Origin of the sequence: Burkholderia sp. IO2 (assembly GCF_029522185.1) — a bacterium.
Classification (GTDB): Bacteria; Pseudomonadota; Gammaproteobacteria; order Burkholderiales; family Burkholderiaceae; genus Burkholderia; species Burkholderia cenocepacia.
Genome location: NZ_JAKWFH010000011.1, coordinates 17,943 through 36,317 on the forward strand (window position 1 = coordinate 17,943; position 18,375 = coordinate 36,317).

General features: G+C 67.6%; 20 protein-coding genes. 11 read left to right on the top strand and 9 right to left on the bottom strand.

Annotation, left to right across the window (positions count from 1 at the left end):
* The first annotated feature begins 34 nt into the window (after window positions 1-34).
* The 6 genes from MMB92_RS09135 to MMB92_RS09160 all read left to right on the top strand — a co-directional run bounded on the left by MMB92_RS09135 (window position 35) and on the right by MMB92_RS09160 (window position 5,538).
* Window positions 35-1,519 (top strand): NCS1 family nucleobase:cation symporter-1, encoded by a 1,485-nt coding sequence (locus tag MMB92_RS09135; RefSeq protein ID WP_006495585.1) that lies wholly within the window; start codon window positions 35-37, stop codon window positions 1,517-1,519.
* Window positions 1,520-1,529: 10 nt separating this feature from the next.
* Entirely contained in the window at window positions 1,530-2,321 is a 792-nt protein-coding gene (locus MMB92_RS09140) for an aspartate/glutamate racemase family protein (protein WP_058901560.1), read from the top strand.
* Between the two features lie 160 nt (window positions 2,322-2,481).
* Window positions 2,482-3,435 carry an allantoinase PuuE gene (gene puuE, locus MMB92_RS09145; protein WP_006490231.1) on the top strand — a complete coding sequence of 318 codons (954 nt, stop codon included), beginning with the start codon at window positions 2,482-2,484 and terminating at the stop codon, window positions 3,433-3,435.
* Window positions 3,432-3,953, top strand: a complete 522-nt coding sequence (gene uraD / locus MMB92_RS09150; RefSeq protein WP_006490235.1) for a 2-oxo-4-hydroxy-4-carboxy-5-ureidoimidazoline decarboxylase — start codon at window positions 3,432-3,434, stop codon at window positions 3,951-3,953. The genes puuE and uraD overlap by 4 nt, the downstream gene beginning before the upstream one ends.
* 62 nt (window positions 3,954-4,015) lie before the next feature.
* Entirely contained in the window at window positions 4,016-5,029 is a 1,014-nt protein-coding gene (gene alc / locus MMB92_RS09155; RefSeq protein WP_006490198.1) for an allantoicase, read from the top strand.
* A complete protein-coding gene (locus MMB92_RS09160) occupies window positions 5,026-5,538 on the top strand; it encodes an ureidoglycolate lyase (RefSeq protein ID WP_062884473.1) in 513 nt (170 codons plus the stop codon). The genes alc and MMB92_RS09160 overlap by 4 nt, the downstream gene beginning before the upstream one ends.
* An 81-nt stretch (window positions 5,539-5,619) precedes the next feature.
* Here the strand turns inward: MMB92_RS09160 and MMB92_RS09165 are convergent, their stop codons facing one another.
* Complete coding sequence (locus MMB92_RS09165) at window positions 5,620-6,585, bottom strand: LysR family transcriptional regulator (RefSeq protein ID WP_062884474.1); 966 nt, start codon at window positions 6,583-6,585, stop codon at window positions 5,620-5,622.
* 149 nt (window positions 6,586-6,734) lie between these two features.
* On the opposite strand from MMB92_RS09165, the gene MMB92_RS09170 reads away from it, so the two are divergent.
* On the top strand, window positions 6,735-7,139 hold the full coding sequence (locus MMB92_RS09170; protein WP_048989279.1) for a RidA family protein: 405 nt from the start codon (window positions 6,735-6,737) through the stop codon (window positions 7,137-7,139).
* 33 nt (window positions 7,140-7,172) lie between these two features.
* On the opposite strand, the gene MMB92_RS09175 is transcribed toward MMB92_RS09170, so the two are convergent.
* A complete protein-coding gene (locus MMB92_RS09175) occupies window positions 7,173-8,102 on the bottom strand; it encodes an aminotransferase class IV family protein (protein WP_058901558.1) in 930 nt (309 codons plus the stop codon).
* A gap of 20 nt (window positions 8,103-8,122) precedes the next feature.
* Between MMB92_RS09175 and MMB92_RS09180 the strand changes: the two genes are divergently transcribed.
* Both MMB92_RS09180 and MMB92_RS09185 read left to right on the top strand, forming a co-directional pair.
* The gene (locus MMB92_RS09180) at window positions 8,123-9,043 is read left to right on the top strand and encodes a LysR substrate-binding domain-containing protein (protein WP_006490229.1); all 921 of its coding nucleotides are present in this window, start codon (window positions 8,123-8,125) and stop codon (window positions 9,041-9,043) included.
* A 60-nt stretch (window positions 9,044-9,103) separates the two neighbouring features.
* The gene (locus MMB92_RS09185; RefSeq protein ID WP_006495592.1) at window positions 9,104-9,514 is read left to right on the top strand and encodes an ACT domain-containing protein; all 411 of its coding nucleotides are present in this window, start codon (window positions 9,104-9,106) and stop codon (window positions 9,512-9,514) included.
* Between the two features lie 101 nt (window positions 9,515-9,615).
* Here the strand turns inward: MMB92_RS09185 and MMB92_RS09190 are convergent, their stop codons facing one another.
* Together MMB92_RS09190 and uraH are read right to left on the bottom strand one after the other, a co-directional pair.
* Window positions 9,616-10,809 (bottom strand): urate hydroxylase PuuD, encoded by a 1,194-nt coding sequence (locus MMB92_RS09190; RefSeq protein ID WP_006490217.1) that lies wholly within the window; start codon window positions 10,807-10,809, stop codon window positions 9,616-9,618.
* A gap of 51 nt (window positions 10,810-10,860) precedes the next feature.
* The gene (gene uraH / locus MMB92_RS09195; protein WP_006490200.1) at window positions 10,861-11,214 is read right to left on the bottom strand and encodes a hydroxyisourate hydrolase; all 354 of its coding nucleotides are present in this window, start codon (window positions 11,212-11,214) and stop codon (window positions 10,861-10,863) included.
* 507 nt (window positions 11,215-11,721) lie between these two features.
* Between uraH and MMB92_RS09200 the strand changes: the two genes are divergently transcribed.
* Window positions 11,722-13,134, top strand: coding sequence for an 8-oxoguanine deaminase (locus MMB92_RS09200; RefSeq protein ID WP_062884475.1), 1,413 nt, complete (start codon window positions 11,722-11,724; stop codon window positions 13,132-13,134).
* 95 nt (window positions 13,135-13,229) lie between these two features.
* On the opposite strand, the gene MMB92_RS09205 is transcribed toward MMB92_RS09200, so the two are convergent.
* Window positions 13,230-14,159, bottom strand: coding sequence for a LysR substrate-binding domain-containing protein (locus MMB92_RS09205; protein ID WP_006490213.1), 930 nt, complete (start codon window positions 14,157-14,159; stop codon window positions 13,230-13,232).
* A gap of 221 nt (window positions 14,160-14,380) precedes the next feature.
* Window positions 14,381-14,590: a dodecin gene (locus tag MMB92_RS09210; protein ID WP_006493215.1), complete on the bottom strand. Its 210-nt coding sequence runs from the start codon at window positions 14,588-14,590 to the stop codon at window positions 14,381-14,383.
* Window positions 14,591-14,724: 134 nt separating this feature from the next.
* Here MMB92_RS09210 and MMB92_RS09215 point away from each other — a divergent pair, with 134 nt between their 5' ends.
* Window positions 14,725-15,618 carry an NAD(P)-dependent oxidoreductase gene (locus MMB92_RS09215; protein WP_062910556.1) on the top strand — a complete coding sequence of 298 codons (894 nt, stop codon included), beginning with the start codon at window positions 14,725-14,727 and terminating at the stop codon, window positions 15,616-15,618.
* Between the two features lie 66 nt (window positions 15,619-15,684).
* On the opposite strand, the gene MMB92_RS09220 is transcribed toward MMB92_RS09215, so the two are convergent.
* From MMB92_RS09220 to MMB92_RS09230, 3 genes are all read right to left on the bottom strand, one after another.
* On the bottom strand, window positions 15,685-16,131 hold the full coding sequence (locus MMB92_RS09220) for a hypothetical protein (protein WP_006488003.1): 447 nt from the start codon (window positions 16,129-16,131) through the stop codon (window positions 15,685-15,687).
* A gap of 333 nt (window positions 16,132-16,464) precedes the next feature.
* Window positions 16,465-16,896, bottom strand: a complete 432-nt coding sequence (gene mscL, locus MMB92_RS09225) for a large conductance mechanosensitive channel protein MscL (RefSeq protein WP_006487991.1) — start codon at window positions 16,894-16,896, stop codon at window positions 16,465-16,467.
* 238 nt (window positions 16,897-17,134) lie between these two features.
* Window positions 17,135-18,313, bottom strand: coding sequence for a tetratricopeptide repeat protein (locus MMB92_RS09230; protein WP_006495595.1), 1,179 nt, complete (start codon window positions 18,311-18,313; stop codon window positions 17,135-17,137).
* Window positions 18,314-18,375 lie beyond the last annotated feature (62 nt).

Sequence of the window (18,375 nt, forward strand, 5' to 3'; positions counted from 1 at the left end):
TGGAGCGGCCTTCCGGCCGCGTCAAGGAGAAGTCATGGCTCAGTTCAGTGTGGCGCACGACAGCGCCTATCCGGCGGAAGAAGGCGGCGAGGGCGGCGGTCCGGCGTTGCCGGATGGTTACAGCGAACGTCTGTACAACGAAGATTTGGCACCCCTTAAAAATCAGACATGGGGCTCGTACAACATCTTCGCGTTCTGGATGTCGGACGTGCACAGCGTCGGCGGCTACGTGTTCGCGGGCAGCCTGTTCGCGCTCGGGCTGACGAGCTGGCAGGTGCTGATCGCGCTGATCGTCGGCATCGGCCTCGTGAACGCGCTGTGCAACCTGATCGCGCGGCCGAGCCAGCAGATCGGCGTGCCGTATCCGGTCGCGTGCCGCGCGACGTTCGGCGTGCTCGGCGCCAACGTGCCGGCCGTGATCCGCGGGCTGATCGCGATCGCGTGGTACGGCATCCAGACTTATCTTGCGTCGAGCGCGCTCGTGATCGTCGTGCTGAAATTCTTCCCGCAATGGCTGCCGTATGCGGACGTCCATCGCTACGGCTTCCTCGGGCTGTCGGCGGTCGGCTGGGCCGGCTTCATGCTGTTGTGGGTGCTCCAGGCGTTCGTGTTCTGGAACGGGATGGAGACGATCAAGAAGTTCATCGACTTCGCGGGCCCGGCTGTCTACGTCGTGATGTTCATCCTCGCCGGCTACATGGTGTGGCGCGCGGGCTGGCGCAACATCGGCATCAACCTCGGCGGCGTCAAGTATCACGGCGCGGAAGTGATTCCGGTGATGATCACCGCCGTGTCGCTCGTCGTGTCGTACTTCTCCGGGCCGATGCTGAACTTCGGCGATTTCTCGCGCTACTGCCGCTCGTTCGGCGAAGTGAAGCGCGGCAATTTCTGGGGGCTGCCGGTCAACTTCCTCGCGTTCTCGCTGGTCACGGTGATCACGACGGCCGCGACGCTGCCGGTGTTCGGCGAACTGATCACCGACCCGGTCGAGACGGTCGGCCGCATCGACCATCCGACCGCGGTGATCCTCGGCGCGCTGACGTTCACGATCGCGACGATCGGCATCAACATCGTCGCGAACTTCGTGTCGCCCGCGTTCGATTTCTCGAACGTCGCACCGCGCCTGATCAGCTGGCGCGCGGGCGGGATGCTCGCGGCCGTCGCGTCGATCTTCATCACGCCGTGGAACCTGTTCAACAACCCGGCCGTGATCCACTACACGCTCGACGTGCTCGGCGCGTTCATCGGCCCGCTGTACGGCGTGCTGATCGCCGACTTCTACCTCGTCAAGCGCGGCCGCCTCGTGCGCGACGACCTGTACACGATGTCGGAAAGCGGCAGCTACTGGTACACGGGCGGCGTGAACCGCCGCGCGCTCGCCGCGCTGTTGCCGGCCGCGGTGATCGCGGTGGCCTGCGTGATGGTGCCGGGCTGGCAGGGTGTCGCGAATTTCTCGTGGTTCATCGGCGCGGGGCTCGGCTTCGTGTTCTACCGGCTGCTCGCGAGCGCGAAGGCGTAAGGAGCGTGCGATGAAGATCCGACTGATCAATCCGAACACGACGCAGCGGATGACCGACGCGATGGGCCGCTGCGCGCGCGAGGTCGCGGCCGCCGGCACGGAGATCGTCGCCGTGAGCCCGCCGATGGGGCCGCCGTCGATCGAAGGATATTACGACGAGGCGCTCGCGACGCCGGGCCTCCTCGCGGAGATCGCGCAGGGCGAGCGCGACGGCTGCGACGCATACGTGATCGCGTGTTTCGGCGATCCGGGCCTGTACGCCGCGCGCGAGCTCGCGCGCGGGCCGGTGATCGGCATCGCCGAGGCCGCGATGCATGCGGCGAGCGTGCTCGCGCCGGGCTTCTCGGTCGTCACGACGCTCGCGCGCACCTGCGGGATGGCGTGGCACCTCGCGGAGCGCTACGGGATGAAGCGGTTCTGCCGCAACGTGCGCGCGACCGACGTCGCGGTGCTCGAACTCGACCGGCCCGGCTCGGCCGCGCGCCGGATCATCGTCGACGAATGCCGGCGCGCGCTCGACGAGGACGGCGCCGACGCGATCGTGCTCGGCTGCGCGGGGATGGCCGAATTCGCGCACGAGGTCGAGCAGCAGATCGGCGCGCCGGTGGTCGAGGGCGTCACGGCGGCCGTGAAGTGGGCCGAGGCGCTGGTCGCGCTGCGCCTCGCGACCGCGAAACGCGGCGACTACGCGCGGCCGCTGCCGAAGCGCTACGACGGCGCGTTCGCCCGCTTCAGCCCGTCGGACGGGGATGCGGCGGAACCGGTCCCGAATTTGCCGCAACCGCACATACACACCGTCTGACACGCACTATCTGCGCCGCTGTATGGGCGCGTATGAACCTTTTCGCTACACTGGGCCGTCATCGCATCGGCTTGTGCGGCCGGCCTCCGGCACCGCGCGGTCGATGCGAACCCATTATTTCAGCCCGCTCATTCAGCCCGTTTTCGTTGCACTTCGAACCATGTCACTCGATCCCAACTATCCTCGCGACCTGATCGGCTACGGCCGCCATCCCGTTCAGGCGAACTGGCCGGGGCGCGCCCGCGTCGCCGTGCAATTCGTGCTGAACTACGAGGAGGGCGGCGAGAACTGCGTGCTGCACGGCGATCCGGGCTCCGAGCAGTTCCTGTCCGAAATCGTCGGCGCGGCCGCGTATCCGGACCGCCACATGAGCATGGAGTCGATCTACGAATACGGGTCGCGGGCCGGCGTGTGGCGCATCCTGCGCGAATTCGAGAAGCGCGGGTTGCCGCTGACGGTATTCGGCGTCGGCATGGCGATCGAGCGGCATCCGGAACTCGCGCGCGCCTTCGTCGAGCTCGGCCATGAGATCGCATGCCACGGCTGGCGCTGGATCCACTACCAGAGCATGGCGCCGGAGCTCGAAGCCGAGCACATGCGCCTCGGGATGGAGGCGATCGAGCGCGTGACGGGCGAGCGCCCGCTCGGCTGGTATACCGGCCGCGACAGCCCCAATACGCACCGCCTGGTCGCCGAATACGGCGGCTTCCTGTACGACTCCGACAACTACGGCGACGACCTGCCGTTCTGGATGGACGTCGAAGTGTCGGGCGGCCGCACGTCGCCGCAACTGATCGTGCCGTACACGCTCGACACGAACGACATGCGTTTCGCGACGCCGCAGGGCTTCAACACCGGCGACCACTTCTTCGACTACTTGCGCGACGCATTCGACGTGCTGTACGCGGAAGGCGACGAGGCGCCGAAGATGCTGTCGATCGGCATGCACTGCCGACTGCTCGGCCGGCCGGGCCGGTTCCGCGGGCTGCAGCGTTTCCTCGATCACATCGAGAAGCACGATCGCGTATGGGTGACGCGCCGTGTCGATATCGCGCGTCACTGGCGTGAACATCATCCGTATCAGCCCAATCATCGAAACGAAGGGAAAGCATGAAGGCGATGCGCTACACGTTGGAGCAACTGAACACGATGGCGCCGAGCGCATTTGTCGCGGCGCTGTCGGGGATTTTCGAACATTCGCCGTGGGTGGCCGAAGTCGCCGCGGGCGAGCGGCCGTTCGCGAGCATCGACGCGCTGCACAAGACGATGTCGGGCGCGGTGGAAAACGGCGGCGAAGTGCGCCAGCTCGCGCTGATCAACGCTCACCCGGAGCTGGCCGGCAAGGCCGCCGTGCGCGGCGAGCTGACGGCCGAGTCGACCCGCGAACAGAGCGGCGCAGGCCTCGACCAGTGCACGCAGGAAGAATTCGACAAGCTGCTGACGCTGAACCGCACGTATCGCGAGAAGTTCGGCTTCCCGTTCATCCTCGCAGTGCGCGGTTATGATCGCCACGGCATCATCGCGAATTTCGAGTCGCGCGTGAATCATTCGCGCACCGAGGAACTGCGCACGAGCCTCGACCAGATCTACCGGATCGCGCGCTTCCGCCTCGACGACCTGATCGACGCCTGACACCGCAATACGGCCTGCTGCGTCGCAGCGGCCTGATCGCCTCACTGAAACAAGGAAACATCATGGCTGTTCCGCTTCTCGATCCGAACGCACCCGATTTCACGCGGCGCTACGTGAATCTTGCCGACCCGCGTCTCGGTGCGCAGGCGCTCGAGGCCAGCGACGACTTCTTCGCGCCGAAGGACCGGATGCTGAACCCCGAGCCGGCCGTCTTCATTCCCGGCAAGTACGACGACCACGGCAAGTGGATGGACGGCTGGGAAACGCGCCGCAAGCGTACGACCGGCTACGACTGGTGCATCGTCAAGCTCGCGCGCCCGGGCGTGATCAAGGGCTTCGACATCGACACGAGCCATTTCACCGGCAACTTCCCGCCGGCCGCGTCGATCGAGGCCGCGTTCGTGGCCGACGGCGCGCCGACGCATGCGACCGAGTGGGTCGAGATCGTGCCGTCGACGACGCTGCAGGGCAACAGCCATCACTACGTCGAAGCGCACGACGCACGGGCGTTCACGCATCTGCGCGTGAACATCTACCCGGACGGCGGCATCGCGCGCCTGCGCGTGTACGGCCAGCCGCAGCTCGACTGGGCCGGCGCGAGCGCGACCGAGCAGTTCGACCTCGCGGCGATGGAAAACGGCGGTTACGTGGTGGCCGCGAACAACCAGCACTTCGGCGTCGCGTCGAACCTGCTGCTGCCGGGCCGCGGCGTGAACATGGGCGACGGCTGGGAAACCCGCCGCCGCCGCGAGCCGGGCAACGACTGGGCGATCATCGCGCTCGCGCAGCCGGGCGTGATCCGCAAGATCGAAGTCGATACCGCGTTCTTCAAGGGCAACTATCCGGATCGCTGCTCGATCCAGGCCGCGTACGTGTCGGGCGGCACGGACAGCTCGCTGATCACGCAGTCGATGTTCTGGCCGGTGCTGCTCGGCGAACAGAAGCTGCAGATGGACAAGCAGCACTACTTCGAACAGGACATCGCGTCGCTCGGCCCCGTCACGCACGTGCGACTGAACATCATTCCGGACGGCGGCGTGTCGCGCCTGCGTCTGTGGGGGACGCTCGACAAATGAAGACGCTTGCCATCGAACCGCTGACCAAGGAAGCCTTCGCGCCGTTCGGCGACGTGATCGAAACGGAAGGGGCGAAGCAGATCCCGATCAACCTCGGCACGACGATCCGCTTTCACGATCTCGCGAAAGTCGACGTGACCGATGAAGGCGGCCGCACGCTCGTCAACCTGTTCCGCGGCCAGCCGCGCACGCTGCCGTTCGAAGTGAAGATGCTGGAGCGGCACCCGCTCGGCAGCCAGGCGTTCGTGCCGCTGAACGACCAGCCGTATCTCATCGTCGTCGCGCCCGCGGGCGATCTCGACCCGGCGAAGATCCGTGCGTTCGTGACGAGCGGCTGGCAGGGCGTCAACTACGCGAAGGGCGTGTGGCATCACCCGCTGATCGCGCTCGGCGGCGTCAGCGACTTCATCGTCGTCGATCGCGGCGGCGACGGCCTGAACCTGAACGAGCAGGATCTGCCGGAATCGCTGTGGCTCACCGAGGATGCACTGGATGCGGTGACGGCCTGAGTCAGGCCGATCCGATCGTCCTCCCGTCGAAACCCGCGCGGCCTGCGCGGGTTTTTTCATGGACGCTCGCCTGCGCGCGAATCAGATGGACGAGGACTGGCGCATCGCGCGCGAACCCTGGCCGCCGCGCCGCCGGCTGGCGACCGGCGCATGCTGCGCCATCAGCTCGGCCACCCAGTCGACGAACACGCGCAGCTTCGCGCTGACGTGCCGGTTCGGCGGGAAGGCGACGTACATCGGCATCGGTTCGAGTTGCCATTGCGCGAACAGCGGCACCAGTTCGCCGTTCGCGCGATACGCGGCGGCCATGTAGTCGGGCAGCCACAGGATGCCGAGCCCCGCGAGGCCGGCTGCGAGGTACGCATTGCCGTCGTCGACCGCGAGCACGTAGCGCCCACGCACGTGGACCTGCTCGCCGTCGCATGCCATCGCGAACGGCAGCGTCTTGCCGGTGCGCGCCCACAGAAAGCCCACGACGCGATGATGCGCGTCGTCCAGTTCGGCCGGATGCGACGGCGTGCCGGCGCGCGCGAGATAGGCGGGCGATGCGTACACGCCGAGCCGCAGGTCGCCGATGTGGCGCGCGACCAGCGAGCGGTCGGTCAGCTCGCCGCCGCGCACGACGCAATCGACGTTCTCGCCGATCACGTCGACCACGCGGTCGCTCACGCCCATGTCGAGCTGGATGTCCGGATGGCGCGCATGAAACGCGGGTAGCGCGGGGATCAGGATCAGGCGCGCGAACGGGCTCGGCACGTCCACCCGCAGCCGCCCGCGCGGCGACGCCGACGCCGCGGACAGGCTCGTTTCGGCATCGTCCATGTCGGCCAGCAGCCGCACGACACGTTCGTAGTACGCGGCGCCGTCGGCCGTGACGACGACCTTGCGGGTCGTGCGGTTGAACAGCTTCACGCGCAGCCGCGCTTCGAGCTGCTGCACCAGTTGCGTGACGGTGGTGCGGCTCATGTGCAGCGTGTCGGCTGCCTTCGTGAAGCTGCCGGCTTCCACCACGCGGGCGAACGCCTGCATTGCGTCGAATCGATCCATCGGGTCGGGGCTCCGCGTCGGTCGCAGGATTGTTTGGGATGTGCAAACAGTGTTGGACAGGGTTGCCGGTTTATCCGCCGCGCAACGGTCCTTAAAGTGCCTTCATCGTTGAGCACGGGCATGCCGCCCAAGACCGATGGAGGTGTCGAATGGCAAAGCGTAGCGCAGTTTTTCCGCCGGGTCGCCAGGCGCTGTACGACCGCAACCGTTATTCGCCGGCGCTGCGCGCGAACGGCTTCCTGTTCGTATCCGGGCAGGTGGGCAGCCGCGAGGACGGCTCGCCCGAGCCGGAACTGGGCGCGCAGGTGCGCCGTGCGTTCGACAACCTGAATGCGGTGCTGCGCGCGGCCGGCTGCACGTTCGACGACGTCGTCGACGTGACGGTGTTCCTCGTCGATCCCGAAGCGACGTTCAAGCGGGTCTGGGAGATCGTGCCCGAATACTGGGGCGACGCACCGCATCCGACGCTGACCGCCGTCGGCGTGACCTGGCTGTATGGGTTTCAGTTCGAGATCAAGGTGATTGCGCGGCTGCCGGAGACGGGCGACGCATGAGCATTCGGCGCCTGGGTTTCAGCTTGGCGTGCATCACGGCGCGACGGCCGGCTCGTGTTCATACGCGCGATGCAGCAGCGCGACGAACGACGACGAATCGGGCAGCGTCGCCGTGCCGAGCCGGCGCACCGCGATGGCCGGCGTCCATGAATTCATCACGACGGCGCCGGCCAGTGACGGCAGGTCGGCCGGCCTGACTTCACGATCGTGCTGCGCGACGCCGAGGCGTGCCAGTTGCCGCCGCAGGATGCCCATCGTGACACCGCCGAGCATGCCGGCCACCGGCCACACGACCGCGTCGCCGGTCCAGAACGCCAGATTCCAGATCGAGCCTTCGCTGATGCGCCCGTGGCGATCGATGAACGCCGCATCGTCGAAATCCAGTGAGACCGCGCGGCGCAGAAAGTGCGTTTTCGCGACTTCGCCGACGTGCTTGATCGCCGGCAGCACGCGCTCGTAGTCGAACAGCGCGAGATCGAGTGGGCCTGCGGGCCCCGACGACGGCGCCGCGGTGCGCACCAGCACGTCGAGCGTTTCATCGGCGCGCGGCGCGACGAATTCGCCGCTCGTCGCATGAACGGTCGCGGTCAGCGACAGCGCCGATGGCGCGTGCTCGAGCGCGGCGTGCAGGAACGTGCGCATTCGTGCGTCGGGCAGCGCCTGCCCGAACAGTGCATTCGATGCTTCGCGCAGCCGGGCGAGATGCAGGTCGAGGCCGCGCACGCGCCCGTCGCGGACCTGCATCGCGGTGAAATGCGCGTGGCCCGCGAAGGCCAGCGCGGCGAGTGCATCCGGCGCGGTGGTCGTGCCGTTGAGTTGAGTGACGGACGGGAACGATACGGCGGTCATCGGCAAATCTCCGGGTTCGGCCGCGGGCACGGGGCGGCGCGCGGCATCTTCAAGAACGGCTATTGTTTGCTCATTGATGGCGTCATGAAAAACGAGTAGTTTTCGGACGGTCATCAAATTCCTTTTGAAGATCGATGGAACGCATGTGGCCCGGTACGCGCGCGCTGAGGACGTTCGATGCAGCGGCGCGGCACCTGAATTTCTCGCGGGCGGCCGACGAGGTCGGGTTGACGCCGGCCGCCGTCAGTCACCAGATCAAGGAAATCGAAGCGCAACTCGGCATGGACCTGTTCGTCCGTACGAGCCGCAGCATCCGGCTGACGCCCGCCGGCGTCGTGCTGGCCGGCGCGGCCGCCGACGCGCTGGCGGGCCTGCAACGTGCGACCGCACGGGCGCGCCGCCTCGCGCGCGAGCAGACCGAACTGCGCGTGTCGGTCGGCGCACGCTTCGCGACGCACTGGCTGCTGCCGCGCCTGCCGCGTTTCAGGGCCGCCCATCCCGCGCTCGAACTCACGTTCGACATCACCGATCGCCTGCGCGATTTCGCCGACGACGATGTGGACGTCGCGATCCGCTTCGGCACCGGGCGTTACCGCGATGCAGGTGCGCAGCGCCTGTTCGGCACGTCGGTCGTCGCGGTCTGCAGCCCGGCGCTGCTGTCGGCCGGGCAGCCGCCGCGCGTGCCGCGCGACCTGCTGCGCTACACGCTGTGCCACGCCGACTGCGAAGTCGACGGCGTGCGCTGGCCGCGCTGGTCGGCATGGATGACGGCAGCCGGGGTCGCAGGTTTCGACGACAGCCGGTGCGTCGCGTTTCCGGATTCCAGCCACGTCGTGCAGGCCGTGGCGGACGGCGCGGCGGTCGGGCTGGCCGAGCCGCACATGATCGTGCGCGATCTCGCGGACGGGCGCCTCGTGCGGCTGTTCGACGTGAGCGTCGACGTGGCGCCGGCGCTCGCGTATCACGTCGTATATCCGGCGCACCTGCAGGATGATCCGCGCATCGTCGCGTTGCGCGGCTGGCTCGCGGACGAAGTCGCGACGGTGCGCGTGTAGCGCGTGCTATCGTGCCCGCAGCGCCACTGCACGACGCCCGCTTCCGGGCGCGATCTTCCGATGAGCCAGCCTGAAAACGACCTCGCGGTCCTGCTGCGCACGATGCGGCCCGAACTGCATCCGGGCGCGTTCGCGTTCATCGCGCTGCCGCACGACGCCGACGTATCGGTATCCGACGTGATCGCGACGTTCCGCGAAGCGGAAGGGCTGACGGTCGTGGTCGACGAGCAGACGGCCGCCCGGCGCGGCTGGCCGGTGCTGTTCCGCGCCGCCTGGATCACGCTCACCGTGCATTCCGACCTCGCGGCCGTCGGCCTCACGGCCGCGTTCGCACGCGCGCTCGGTGCGGCCGGCATCAGTTGCAACGTGATGGCCGCCGCGTACCACGATCACATCTTCGTGCCGTTCGACGACGGCCCGCGCGCCCGCGATGCACTCGTCGCACTGCAGCGCGACGCGATGCGCGGCTGACGCGCGCAGGGCATTCTGAGCGGGCAAAAAAACGGGCCCGTGACCGGGCCCGCGAACGGAGAGGATGGCGCCGGCGCATGACCGTGCCGGCGCCGGGCGGCTTACTTGACCGCGCCGCCCTCGAACCAGGCGGCGAGCTTGGTCCGCTCGTCGTCGGTCATGTGCGTGACGTTGCCGATCGGCATCGCCTTCAGGCGCACGGCCTGGTCGTAGATGCGCTGCGCGTTCTTCGACACTTCGTCCGGCGTATCGAACATCACGCCCGCGGGCGCGCTGCCCATCAGCGTCGGCTTGGCCGAGTGGCACTCGACGCAGCGCTGCTGCAGGATCGGCATGATGTCGTTGATCACGATCTTCGGTGCGTTGGCCGCTTGCGCTTCCGGTGCGACCGGCTTCGGCATCGTCCACACCAGCGCGCCCGACAGCAGCGCGACGCCGCCGATCGGCAGGTACCACAGCTGCTTGCCGCGGTGACGCATCACGAAGAACTGGCGAATCAGGGCGCCGGCCAGCATGATCAGCACGAGCACGACCCAGTTGAACTTGTTCGTGTACGTCATCGCATAGTGGTTCGACAGCATCGCGAACACGACCGGCAGCGTGAAGTACGTGTTGTGCACCGAACGCTGCTTGCCGCGCTTGCCGTAGATCGGGTTCGGCTCTTCGCCCTTGAGCATCTTGTCGACCATCTTGCGCTGGCCGGGGATGATCACGAAGAACACGTTCGCCGACATGATCGTCGCGAGCATCGCGCCGACGATCAGGTAGGCGGCACGGCCCGAGAAGATGTGGCACGCGAGGTACGCCGCGACGACGACGTACAGGCCGACGCAGATGCCCAGCACGCGGTCGTTGGTGCCGAGGATGCGGCACAGCGAGTCGTAGACGATCCAGCCGGCGGCGAGGAAGCCGAGCGCGGACGCGACGGCGACGACCGGGCCCATGTCGAGCACGTTCTTGTCGATCAGGTACGTGTTCGGGGCGAGCAGGTACAGCACGAAGAACAGCGTGAAGCCCGACAGCCACGTCGTGTACGACGGCCACTTCGACCAGTGCAGGTCATCCGGCATTTCCGGCGGGGCGACCGTGTACTTCTGCATGTTGTAGAAGCCGCCGCCGTGGACGTGCCACAGCTCGCCGAACACGCCGCGCTTGCGCTGGTTCGGGTCGGTCGGCGGTTTCAGGCTGTTGTCGAGCGCGACGAAATAGAACGACTCGCCGATCCACGCAATCGCGACGATGACGTGCAGCCATCGCAGCGCGAGGTTCAGCCAGTCGGTGATGAAGCCTTCCATGAAACTCCTCCAGACTCAGATTTTGTCTTGATGCGGGCGCTGATGCGTATGTCAGCTGCCGCGATAGGTGCTGTACGACCACGGCGACACGAGCAGTGGCACGTGGTAGTGCGATGCGGTGTCGGCGATGCCGAAGCGGAGCACGACGCGGTCGACGAAGCGGGGTTCGGGCACCTTCACGCCGAGCGCCGCGAAGTAGTCGCCGGCATGGAATACGAGTTCGTATTCGCCGGCGGCGAGCGCCGCGCCTTCGAGCAGGGGTTCGTCGCAGCGGCCGTCGCTATTGGTCAGCACGGTCTTGATCGCGCGGCGCGATTCGCCGTCCAGCGCGTAGAGGTCCACCTTGATGGCGGCGCCGGGACGGCCGTGCGCCGTATCGAGTACGTGGGTAGTGAGCTTTCCCATTCGTTGTTCCTTGTGTGAATGCGAGGTTCGGCGGCGGCTCGATCCATGACTGTGCGGCGGATCGAGGCTCCACGTCACGTGGCTACATACCCGTCGGCGAGAGTGAAGCGAGCGCCGTGCAGGCATTGTAAAAAGGTTCCCCACGCAAATACGGGCGCGATATCAAAGATAATGCGCCGCGCATGAGCGGCTGTCGACGGCCCGCCGGATAGGGCTTCGAGCGGCGGTTGCGGGCGCCCGGCAGGGCGGCGGGCGGCGTACCATACCGAATCCCTGAAGGGCGGTATTCCGGATCGCGCATTGTGTGCGGCGCGCGCTTGGGCGATCCTCCCGCCGTGCGCGTCGGCCCGTGGCCCGCGCGTACCCCGAAGACGGCGAGCACGCCGGGTAACCGGGCCAGGGCGTTCGAACGGACGCAGGCACCGGGGCGTGCCGCGATTCAGCGTTCGAACGGCTGTGTGACCGCCTCCAGGACAGCCCCTGGAGGCAGACCGACGCGGAGAACGCATGAATCTCGAGCAGCACGCTGGCGCACGCGCGCCGAACCACTCCTCATCCCGCCCGACGACCCTGCTGGTCAAGCACGCCGACGTGCTCGTGACCATGGACGACACGCGTCGCGAGCTGCGCGACGCAGGGCTCTACATCGAAGACAACCGGATCGTCGCGGTCGGCCCGAGCGCCGAGCTGCCGGACACGGCCGACGAAGTGCTCGACCTGCGCGGCCACCTCGTGATCCCGGGGCTCGTGAACACGCACCACCACATGTACCAGAGCCTCACGCGCGCGGTGCCGGCCGCGCAGAACGCCGAGCTGTTCGGCTGGCTCACGAACCTGTACCGGATCTGGGCGCACCTGACGCCCGAGATGATCGAGGTGTCGACGCTCACCGCGATGGCCGAGCTGCTGCAGTCGGGCTGCACGACGTCGAGCGACCATCTGTACATCTACCCGAACGGCAGCCGGCTCGACGACAGCATCGGCGCCGCGCAGCGGATCGGCATGCGCTTTCACGCGAGCCGCGGCGCGATGAGCGTCGGCCAGCGCGACGGCGGGCTGCCGCCCGATTCGGTCGTCGAGCGCGAACCCGACATCCTGCGCGACGCGCAGCGCCTGATCGAGACCTATCACGACGAAGGCCGCTACGCGATGCTGCGCGTGGTGGTCGCACCGTGCTCGCCGTTCTCGGTGAGCCGCGAGCTGATGCGCGACGCGGCCGTGCTGGCGCGCGAATACGGCGTGTCGCTGCACACGCACCTCGCGGAGAACGTCAACGACATCGCGTACAGCCGCGAGAAGTTCGGGATGACGCCTGCCGAATATGCGGAAGATCTCGGCTGGGTCGGCCACGACGTGTGGCATGCGCACTGCGTGCAGCTCGACGATGCGGGCATCGGCCTGTTCGCGCGTACCGGCACGGGCGTCGCGCACTGTCCGTGTTCGAACATGCGGCTCGCGTCCGGCATCGCGCCCGTGAAGAAGATGCGGCTCGCGGGCGTGCCGGTCGGGCTTGGCGTCGACGGTTCCGCGTCGAACGACGGTGCGCAGATGGTGGCGGAAGTGCGCCAGGCGCTGCTGCTGCAGCGGGTCGGCTTCGGGCCCGATGCGATGACCGCGCGCGAAGCGCTCGAGATCGCGACGCTCGGCGGCGCGAAGGTGCTGAACCGCGACGACATCGGCGCGCTGAAACCCGGCATGGCCGCGGATTTCGCCGCGTTCGACCTGCGGCAGCCGCTGTTCGCGGGCGCGTTGCACGATCCGGTCGCGGCGCTCGTGTTCTGCGCGCCGTCGCAGACGGCGTACACGGTGGTGAACGGGAAGGTGGTGGTGCGGGAAGGGCGGCTGGCGACGCTCGATCTGCCGCCCGTGATCGAGCGTCACAATGCGCTCGCGCACGCACTCGTCGAGGCATCGCGCTGAAGCGGCGCTGAAGCCGCGCGGCGGCGGCCAGGCCGGGCGCGCCGCCCCCGGCCATCGTCGCCCCGCGCCGTGAAAGCGCGGGCGCGTGCAGGCCGTTACGGCTCGATCAGCGTGCGGGTGGCTTCGGCGACGAGGCTGCGCAGCCAGCGCACTTCGTCGGAGTAATGGCAGCGTTCGTGCCACAGCTGGTAGTACTGCATCGGCGGGAAGTCGAGCGGCGCCGGCACGACGGACAGCGGAAGGAACTTCGCGTAGTGATCGGCGAACAGCCGCGTGGTCGTGAAGATCAGGTCCGACTTCACGAGCACGTACGGCGCGAGGTTGAAGTACGGCAGCGTGACGACCACGTGGCGCTTGAGCCGCTCGCGCGCGAGATGCACGTCGATCGCGCCGCGCTGGCCGACCGAGTACGGCGTCGGCGCGAGGTGCGGTGCGTTCAGGTACTGGTCGAGCGTGAGCCCGCCGCGCTTCGCGAACGGGTGCGTATTGCTCATCAGGCAGACGATTTCGTCGACGAACAGGTTCGACAGGTGCAGTTGCTCGGGCGGCTCGGGCCAGTTGCCGACGACGATGTCGAGCTTGCCGTCTTCCAGCGCGAGCTCGTAGTCGAACGCGGGGCCGAGCGAATGGAACTCGAGCGTCGCATTCGGCGCGGCCTGGCGGAAGCGTTCGACGACGGTCGGGACGAACAGCACGTTCAGGTAGTCGGGGCAGCCGATCCGGTAGCAGCGGATCGACGTGGCCGGATCGAAGTTGTGCTGCTGGAACTTGATGCGCTCGATTTCACGCAGCGCGTTCTGCACGGGCTCGAGCAGGCGCAGCCCGTATTCGGTCGGCACCATGCCGGATTTGCCGCGCACCAGCAGCGGGTCGCCGGTGATGTCGCGCAGGCGCCGCAGCGCGGCGCTGATCGCCGGTTGCGACTGGTTCAGTTTGACGGCCGCGCGTGTGACGCTGCGCTCCATCAACAAGGTATGCAAGACGCGCAAGAGGTACGTGTCGATCGCCTCGCGTTGCTGACTCATGTTATCTCCGGTTTATATGGCTGGGCTGATCGAGGGGCAGGTGGGGTATATCGTTTTTAATATGAACGAAAATCAGCGTCAAGAGATGGATACCCGCAGGCACGCGGCGGCCGGGCCGCGACAAGGGGCCCGAACGGGATGCAATGCGGGGCGCGCGGCGCCGCACGGCTCCGCCTTGCGCGGATCCGGATCGCGGCGCGGCGGGTGCGGCGGTGCGCGCGTCAGTCGTCGATGCGCATGCCGACCTTCAGCGTGACCTGCCAGTGCACGACCTGGTCGCCTTCGATGTGACCGCGCGTTTCGGTCACCTGGAACCAGTGCAGGTTGTGCAGCGTCTTGCCGGCTTTCGAGATCGCGTTGCGAATCGCGTCGTCGCTCGATTGCCGCGACGAGCCGGTCAGTTCGATCATCTTGTACACGTGGTCGCTCATGATGCCTCCCTGGGACGTTCGCATGATGGGCCGGTGCAAGGCGCGCGCGCGCAACGGCGCCGTGCGTGCCCGGCTTCTTGAGTGATAGGTATGATGGGCGGCAAGTGCAACCCATATCGGAGACGAGGAACATCGTGGAAGTCGGATTTTGCGGACCGGGATTGATGGGCGCGCCGATGATTCGGCATTTGCTGGCGGCCGGGCATCGCGTCAGCGTGTGGAATCGCTCGCGCGAGAAGGCCGAGGCGCTCGTGAAGGACGGCGCGCAGGTAGTCGGCACGCCGCGCGAGCTGGCCGAGCGCGTCGATACGGTATTCGTGTGCGTGCTCGACGGTCGTGCGGTCGGCGACGTCGTGTTCGGCGAGCACGGGCTGCTTTCCGGTGGCGCGAATGCGCGTCGCCTGCAGCGCATCGTCGATCATTCGAGCATTCCGCCTGCCGCCACGCGCGACTACGCGGCGCGCGCGGCGGCGCTCGGGGTCGGCTGGGTCGATGCGCCGGTGTCCGGCGGCGTGCCGGGCGCGCAGGCCGGCACGCTCGCGGTGATGGCCGGCGGCCGCGCGGCCGATCTCGACGCGGTGCGCCCGCTGATCGATACGTACGCGTCGCGCATCACGCACATGGGCGACGCGGGCGCGGGCCAGACGGCGAAGCTGTGCAATCAGGCGATCGTGACCGCGACGGTCACCGCGATCGCCGAGGCGGTCGGCCTCGCGCAGGCGAGCGGCATCGACGCCGCGCGTCTGGCCGAGGCACTGGCCGGCGGCTGGGCCGATTCGGTGCTGCTGCAGACGTTCGTGCCGCGCATGACGTCGGGCGGGCATCCGCCGATCGGCGCGCTCGCGACGTTCCAGAAGGATGTCGATGCCATCGCCGACGCCGCGCGCGACACGGGCGCGGTGATGCCCGTGTCGGCCGCCGTGCAGCAGGTGCTGAGGCTCGGCGCGGCACAGGGGCTCGCCGGCGCCGATTTCGCCGCGTTTATCGACATCGTGCGGCCGAACAACGGCCGTCAACAGGTGTCGTGACGGGCAAGCGGAGCGTGTGAATGGCAGATGGGCCGCCCAAAGGCGGCCCATCGAATGACTGGCGGATCAGCCGAGCGAGCGGGGTGTCGTGTCGCCCGCGTTCTGGCGGCCGAGGCCGCCGCGCAGGCTCGCTTTCGTGCCTGCACCAAACTCGGGCAGGATGCGCGCACGGGCGCGGCTCGCGAAGACGAGGAAGCCGAAGCCGTTTGCTTCGTACCAGTATCCGCCGTTCTCGAGGCCGTCGAGCGGCTGCTCGAGCGCGTTGGCGATCGATTCGATGCAGCGCTTGCGCAATTCGGCGATGGCCGGATAAGGCGGCTGTGCGCCGCGCACGCTGCACAGGAGCACGTCGAGGCCGGGCAGCACATGCGCATAGAGGACGGGTTCGTCCTGCGCGCGGGCGCGGGCAATCTTGGTGTCGAGCTGGGCAAACGGTTTCGAGTGACGCAGGACCGCGAGGAACGACTCCTGGCCATCCTGCGGCGCACGCCGACGTTTTTTCGGGAAGGACATAAACACTCGCCTCAAAAACAATTGCAAGAAATGCGGCACTTTCATGCGACCCACTCCCGGCTATGTACGCCGCATGTCGATCCTTTATAGCACACGAAAATGCTGCATTCGTGCAGTACGACGATCAATGTCTCCCGTCGACCTGCTCGCCATGATCGACACAGCCAGCGTCTTGGCGCCCGTACTGTCGTTTAGTCTCCATCATAGACCTGCTTTTCCCGCGCGTGCATTCGCTCGTCACAAAAAAATGAGATGGGCCGCATGCGGCGGTGCATCGTGTACGCAATAAAAAGGCCCGCACGAGGCGGGCCTGGGGGGCGGAGCGCGTGGCGATCAGCGCTGCTTGAGCGAATCGCGGATCTCGCGCAGCAGCACGGTGTCTTCCGGCGTCGCGGCCGGCGCGGCTTCTTCCGGCTTGCGCAGTTTGTTGATGAATTTCACCATCAGGAAAATGATGAACGCGAGGATAACGAAATTGATCGCCACGGTGATGAACGAGCCGTAGCCGAATGCGGCGACGCCTGCGGCCTGCAGGTCCTTGAACGAGTCGGGATTACCCTTGAACGTCGGGGGGATGGTGCCGAGCAGAACGAACTTGTTCGAGAAATCCAGACCGCCGGTCAGCACACCGATGACCGGCATGATGAGGTCTTTCACGACCGAGTCGACGATTTTCGAGAACGCGCCGCCGATGATCACGCCGACGGCGAGATCCATCACGTTGCCCTTGACGGCGAACTCCTTGAATTCCTTGATGATGCTCATGAGCGGCTTTCTCCTGGTTGGGGGCGAGAGGAGGCGTGCCGCGACGCGCAGGATTGCTTTGCGTCGAATCAGGGTCGGTGGCACGCCGATGGCCGCATGATAGCGAACGTGCCCCATTGCCGGTAGTCCATCTTGAAATGATTGACAAATCCGCGCGTCGGCGCGGCCGGTCATGCAACGGGGCGTGGCGTGCGTGTCAGGGCGTCGACATGCACGTCGACGCCCGGTGGGCAGGGGCTCAGGTGTTGTCGTCGGTCCAGCCGTCGTCGTTGCTGCCGAGGTCCATCCCGCCACCGCCGTTGCCGTCGCTCCAGTTCGAATCGTCGCCGCGGCCGAGGTCGAAGCCCGGGTCGGCTTCCTGCCGGCGGCGCTCGCCGTCGACGATCACGTCGTGTTCGACCACGCGATCGCGGCCGCCGGACATCGCCTGGCCGAGCAGCACGCCGGTCAGCAGTCCGCCCATCCCGCCGCCGAAACCGCCGCCTTGCTGGATCACGACGGGCGGCTGCTGTTGCGGATAGGGTTGTTGCGGCGGGTAGGGCTGCTGCTGATAGGGCTGGCCCTGGGCGCCCGTCACGCGATCGGCTTCCTGCGCGTACACGGAGCCGCTGCCGTTCGTCGGCGCCGCGGGCTGCGCGGCCGGGTCGGGGCGGCCCTCGACGCGCGCCTTCACGCTGGCGTGACGCTGTTCGAGTTCGTCGACGCGATACGGCGGCACCGGATTCTTGCCGTTCGACAGCGTTTCGACGAGCGTACGCGCGTCGTTCTCGATCGCTTCGAGTTCGCCGGTCAGCGCCGCGGCGCCCGGCGCCGTCGACAGCTTCGCATCGAGCTTGAGCGGCCGGATGTCGTTCAGCACGTCGGTCGCGCGCTTGAGCTGCGTGCGGCGTTCGTCGTCGGCGCGGCCGTTGTCGGCCGTGCGCGCGCGCCGCAGCGTCCAGCGCAGCACCAGCGCGATCACGGCGACGATCAGCCCGAGGCCGATCCACATGCCGGTCGACGGGCCGTGTTTTTCGGCCGGCGCGACGGCGGGGGCGAGCCCCGGCTGCAGCGTGCCGGCCTGCGTGGCCGACGGCGTGTTGCCGCTCACGCGCGCGGCGTCGGCGCGAATGCGCGACTCCGTTTGCGCGAAACGCGACGCGTCGGTGAAGCGCAGTTGCGGATCGAGCGATTTCGCGCGCTGCAGTTGCACGAGCGCATCGGACGCGCGGCCTTCGCGGTCCAGCACCTGCGCATACAGGTAGCGCGCGTGCGCGTTGTTCGGATGGGCGTCGATGACTTGCGACAGCTGCGTGTCGGCGCGTTGCCAGTCACGCTGCGCGATCGACTGCTCGACCTGCTGCAGCGACGGTACCGCGAACGCGGCGGACGACAGCAACATCAGCGAGAGGCCGAGTGCGGCGAGAGATTTCTTCATGGTCGAACCGGGCGCAGGCGCCCGTCTCCTGACGATCGGTTCGCGCCGCGCGCCCGGGCCGG